5 protein-coding genes are annotated in these 4,962 nt (G+C 74.1%); 4 read left to right on the forward strand and 1 reads right to left on the reverse strand.

The window, feature by feature from the left end:
- Positions 1-2,095: SbcC/MukB-like Walker B domain-containing protein (locus tag ACI379_RS16905; RefSeq protein WP_439793298.1), on the forward strand; the 2,095-nt coding region annotated here is incomplete at its 5' end.
- On the opposite strand, the gene ACI379_RS16910 is transcribed toward ACI379_RS16905, so the two are convergent.
- Entirely contained in the window at positions 2,088-2,972 is an 885-nt protein-coding gene (locus tag ACI379_RS16910; RefSeq protein WP_439793299.1) for a formylglycine-generating enzyme family protein, read from the reverse strand. The two genes, ACI379_RS16905 and ACI379_RS16910, sit on opposite strands and share 8 nt — an antisense overlap.
- 114 nt (positions 2,973-3,086) lie before the next feature.
- On the opposite strand from ACI379_RS16910, the gene ACI379_RS16915 reads away from it, so the two are divergent.
- Genes ACI379_RS16915 through ACI379_RS16925 form a run of 3 tightly spaced genes read left to right on the forward strand, consistent with a single transcriptional unit; the run spans position 3,087 to position 4,908 of the window.
- Positions 3,087-3,824: an acyltransferase gene (locus ACI379_RS16915; protein WP_439793300.1), complete on the forward strand. Its 738-nt coding sequence runs from the start codon at positions 3,087-3,089 to the stop codon at positions 3,822-3,824.
- The gene (locus ACI379_RS16920; RefSeq protein ID WP_439793301.1) at positions 3,821-4,372 is read left to right on the forward strand and encodes a 2'-5' RNA ligase family protein; all 552 of its coding nucleotides are present in this window, start codon (positions 3,821-3,823) and stop codon (positions 4,370-4,372) included. Before ACI379_RS16915 ends, ACI379_RS16920 begins: the two co-directional genes overlap by 4 nt.
- On the forward strand, positions 4,369-4,908 hold the full coding sequence (locus ACI379_RS16925; protein ID WP_439793302.1) for a bifunctional adenosylcobinamide kinase/adenosylcobinamide-phosphate guanylyltransferase: 540 nt from the start codon (positions 4,369-4,371) through the stop codon (positions 4,906-4,908). Before ACI379_RS16920 ends, ACI379_RS16925 begins: the two co-directional genes overlap by 4 nt.
- The last annotated feature ends 54 nt before the right edge of the window (positions 4,909-4,962 follow it).

The following is a 4,962-nucleotide window of genomic DNA, read 5'->3' on the forward strand; positions in this document are numbered from 1 at the left end:
TTCGCTCCTCGACGCCGCCTCGGCCACCGCCGAGCGGCAGGAACGCGCCGCCCGGCTGGGCGAGAGCCGACGGAGGCTCGCGGCCGCCGCGGAGCAGGTCGAGGCGGCGCGCGCCACCCTGGTGAGAGCGCGCGCCACGGAGTCCGTCCACCCTGTGCACGGTGCGCACCGGCGCGCTGTCCGACGCCTGGAGGACGTCCGGGCCGCGGCCGAGAAGGCGGAGTCCCACTACGCGGAGCTCTGCGGTCAGGCCCCGTCCGACCTGGCAGCCCAGCGGGACGCCTGGGTGAGCGAGCGTGGCCAGCTCCAGCGCGGACTCGAGGCCGAGCGGACGGCAGCGGTCGTCGAGGCCGGCCTGGCTGCCCGGGAGCGGGAGATCGCCACGCGGTCGGCCCAGCAGACCGCGTGGCGTGACGAGGCCCAGCGCCACCGCGACGTGCTTGCGGTAGTCCCGAGCGTCTCGGTTCCTCAAGCGGAGGCCACGCTGACCGCGCTCCGGTTCGAGCACGCCCTTGCCAGGCGTCACGCCGAGGCGCGCCAGGAGGCCGAGAGCTGCGAGCGTGCAGCCCTGCTGGCCGGCCAGGCCCGCACCGAGGCGTCCGCCGTCGTGGTGGAGGTGCGCCGCGCGCTCCTCGACGGGTACGCCGGGACGCTCGCGCAGAGCCTCTCCGACCACGAGCAGTGTCCTGTCTGCGGGTCGCGCGAGCACCCCGCACCCGCCCCCGTCGACCCGTCCGGCGTCCTGCCGGGTGACGTCGACGCCGCCGAGGATGCGCTGCGGCAGGCGCAGCAGCACGCCTCGGCGCTGGAGCAGGCAGCGGCCGCCGCCCGCGCCCTGGTGGAGGAGACCAAGGGCGCCCGGGGTGAGGAGGTGCTCGCGGCCGCCCTAGCGGACGCGACGGTCGCCCTGGCGGTCGCGCGTGACGAGGCAACACGGAGGGAGATCTCGACCGCGGAGCTGGCCAGGTTGCAGACGTCACTCCACGCCGGAGAGGTGGAGCTGACCCGGCTCACCGCGGAGCACGATGCGCAGCGCACCGAGATCGACCGGCTGCGGGCCGAGGTGGACCTGGCCCGCGGTGACTGTGACACCGTGGCCGCGCGGAGCAGCGCCCTGGAGGACCAGATCGCGGCCGTCGACGCGCTGCTGTCCGTGAGCACCGACCTCGTGGCCGCGGAGTCTGCGCACGAGGAGGCGACCAGCGCGCTCGACGCCGCCCTCGAGGCGGCGGGTTTCGCCGGCGCCGACGCGTACCTCGCGGCGGTGCTGACCCCCGAGCAGTCCCGCACGATCGAGTCCCGGGTCCGGGCCCACGACGACGAGGCAGCGGCCACGACGGCGGCCCTGCAGGACCCGTCGCTGCAGGGGCTGCCGACGGACCCCGTCGACGTCGAGGGACCGCGGCACGCGTCCGCCGAGGCCGACCAGGCCCTCCACGCCACCCTGCGCGCCCACGGCGTCGCCGTCGAACGGCTGCGTACGGCTGAGTCGCTCGCCGAGCAGGTCAGGACCGGCTGGGGTCGCTCCGAGCGGGAGCGTCGGACGTACGAGACCGTCCAGCGGCTCGCCCGGTCGGTGCACGGCGACTCGCCCAACACCCGTCGCCTGAGGCTGGAGAGCTACGTGCTTGCTGCCGAGCTGGTCGAGGTGACCCGCGCGGCCAACGGCCGACTGGGCGAGATGTCGGCGGGGCGTTACAGCCTGCACGTCAGTGACGAGCCGGCCACCCGCGGCAACAACGCGGGCCTGGACGTGCGCGTGCTGGACGCGCACACGGGCACGGCCCGAGCACCCGAGTCACTGTCCGGGGGCGAGCGCTTCCTTGCCTCCTTGGCGCTCGCGCTGGGGCTCGCCGAGGTCGTGACGCAGCGTGCCGGGGGGATCACGCTCGACACGCTCTTCGTGGACGAGGGGTTCGGCTCCTTGGACGCGCAGACGCTCGATCTGGTGATGCAGGTCCTCGACGGCCTGCGTGAGCACGGCAGGACGGTCGGGGTGATCTCCCACGTCGCGACCATGCAGGAGCGGATCCCCGCCCAGGCGGTGGTCACCCCTCAGGCAGGCGGGTGGAGCGAGCTGACGAGCCTCAGCTGACGCAGCGGAAGCCGATGTGCGAGGTGGCGGAGTCCTCGTCCTGCGGTGAACGCGCGGCAGGGCGGTACCGCAGGCAGTACTCGGGGGCACACAGGTGCGATCCGCCCTTCAGGACGCGCTGGGCGGATCCCGCGGCCTGCACGGACGCGGCGCAGCACGCCGACACGGGCTCGGCGGTGGGGTCCGCGGAGTACACCGTCGTGGTCCACTCCCACACGTTGCCGATCAGGTCCACGAGGCCGTAGTCGTTGGCCGGGAACGTGCCGACCGGGGACGTACCGACCCAGCCGAGAGCGCCGGTGTTCTCGTACGGGAACCGTCCCTGCCAGGTGTTTGCCATGAGCCGGCCGCCGGGACGCAGCTCCTCGCCCCACCCGTAGGTCGCGCCCTCGAGCCCGGCCCGGGAGGCGAACTCGTGCTCAGCCTCGGTGGGCAGCCGCCGGCCCGCCCAGGCCGCGTAGGCCGAGGCGTCCTCGAAGCTGACCTGCACCACCGGGTGGTCGGCGCGACGGGGGTCGGCCGAGCCCGGACCGTACGGCTGGCGCCACGAGGCGCCGGGCACCCAGCGCCACCACTGCCGCCAGTTGTCCAGGGCGACCGGACCGGAGGTCGGGGTGAAGACCAGGCCGCCGGGGACGCGCTCGGCGTCGGGCAGGTGGTCGAACTGGGAGCCCTCGAGGGGACGTTCCGCGACCGTGCGGTAGCCGGTCTCACGCACGAAGGCGGCGAACTGGCGCACCGTGACCGGGTGGCTCTCGATCGAGAAGGGCTCCACGGTCCGCGTACGCAGGGGCGCCTCGTCGGGGTAGTGCGACACCGAACCCATCGTGAAGGTCCCGCCCGGGAGCTCCACCATGCTCGTCAACTCGGCGCCCACGCACACTCCTCCAGTCCAGGCCGACGGGGAGGCCGGCACACCGCCCGCAACGCTACCCGCGCACGCGCGCGGAACCCCGCCCCGCCCACCACCGGGCGCAGGTAGTCTGCGCGGGTGCCACTGCTCCGTACCCTCCTCAGCCCGCCCTTCCACGCCCTCCACCGGGCCGTGGAGTGGGTCGGTGCCATCACGCCCGGCACCCGGGCCGCGTCCCGCTTCGCCAGCTTCGGCGAGGCCAGCGCCATCGCGTTCCCGCAGGCGACCGTGATGGGGGAGCACTCGATCCACATCGGCACCGGCACCCTCGTGGGGCGCCACGCCACCCTCTCCGTCGGGTACGGCGTCCTCGACCAGGTCGTGCGGCCCCAGGGCCTGGTGATCGGCGACCGGTGCGTCGTCGGCGCCCGCTGCACGTTCACGGCCCACGAGTCGATCGTCATCGGCGACGACGTCTGGTTCGGACAGGGCGTCTTCATCTCGGACGCCTCCCACGGGTACGCCGACCCCGACGTCCCCATCGGCAAGCAGTTCGGTGAGCACGACCCCGTCGTCGTCGGTGCGGGGAGCTGGATCGGCCACGGTGCCGTGCTCCTGCCGGGCACGCGGCTGGGCCGCAACGTCGTCGTCGGCGCCGGCTCCGTGGTGCGGGGCGAGGTGCCCGACCACAGCGTCGTCGTGGGCGTGCCTGCCAAGGTCGTGCGCCGCTACGAGAAGGGCGTCGGCTGGGTCGGACGTGACGGGGTCCGACCCGCGACCGTCTCGCCCGACCTGGAGGCGCTGGCCGCCGTGCCCGACCTGGAGGCGTTCGTGGCTGAGGCCGAGGGCGACTCGCTGGCCGCAGACCCGGCGTGAGCGGGCACCACGACCCCGGCCACACCGTGCTGGCGGTCCCGGTGCCACCGCTCGAGCAGTTCGTACGCGCCCGCACCGTCCACTACGACGCGGAGTACCTGTCCGCGGAGCCGGGATTCGCGCACGCCCACGTCACGGTCCTGGCTCCGTGGCGCCGCGCGCCCGGACCCGCGGACCTCGAGGCCGTGGCCCAGGTGTGCGCCCGGACCAGGCCCTTCACCTTCACCACGGGTGAGGTCGCGACTTTTCCCGACGGCACCATCCACCTCACCCTCGTGCCCGACGCGGGCTTCCGGGAGATGACGTCCCGGCTGCGCAGCGCCTTCAACGACGTGGTGCCGTACGAGGGCAGGTTCGGTGAGCACCTCGTGCCGCACGTGACCCTGGACGCCGTCGGGGCGGACGTCGACGAGGCCGTCGTACGGGCGTGGACTGCACCGATGCTGCCCGCGACGGCCCTGGCCGACCGGCTCCAGCTGCAGTGGTGGCAGGCTGGGCGGTGCCACGTCCAGCACGAATGGACGCTGGGGACGGAAGGACACCGATGAACATCCTCGTCACCGGCGGCGTGCGCTCCGGGAAGTCGCACCACGCCGAGACCCTGGTCGCCGACCTCGACGACGTCACCTACGTCGCCACGGGACCGGACGAGGCCGCCGAACCGGACCCGGACTGGGCCGAGCGGCTCCGTCTGCACCGGACCAGGCGCCCCGCACACTGGGGCCTGGAGGAGACGCTCGCGGTGGGGAAGGTCCTCGACGCCCACCCGGGAGCGGTGCTCATCGACTGCCTGGGCACGTGGGTGACCCGGCTGATCGACGCCCGCGCGCTGTGGGACGCGCCGGGAGCCGAGGTGCACGCGATGGTGGAGACCGAGACCGACAGCCTCGTGGCGGCGCTGCGCAGGCGACCGGCCTCGGCCGGGCCGGTCGTGGTGGTGACCAACGAGGTCGGCCTCGGGGTGATCCCCTCGCACCGCTCCGGGGCGCTGTTCCGTGACCTCCTCGGCACCGTCAACCGACGCGTCGCCCAGGAGTGCGCCGAGGTCCACCTCGTGGTGGCCGGACGCGTGCTGAAGCTCTGAGTCGCCCGGGATCAGGCGACGCAGACGAGGAGCACCAGCAGGGCCGCCTCGACG

This window comes from Nocardioides sp., assembly GCF_051876515.1.
Classification (GTDB): domain Bacteria; phylum Actinomycetota; class Actinomycetes; order Propionibacteriales; family Nocardioidaceae; genus Nocardioides.

Coding starts and splice junctions, on each gene's coding strand:
- ACI379_RS16925 (WP_439793302.1), top strand. CDS start 4,369: ATGAACATCCTCGTCACCGGCGGCGTGCGCTCCGGGAAGTCGCACCAC.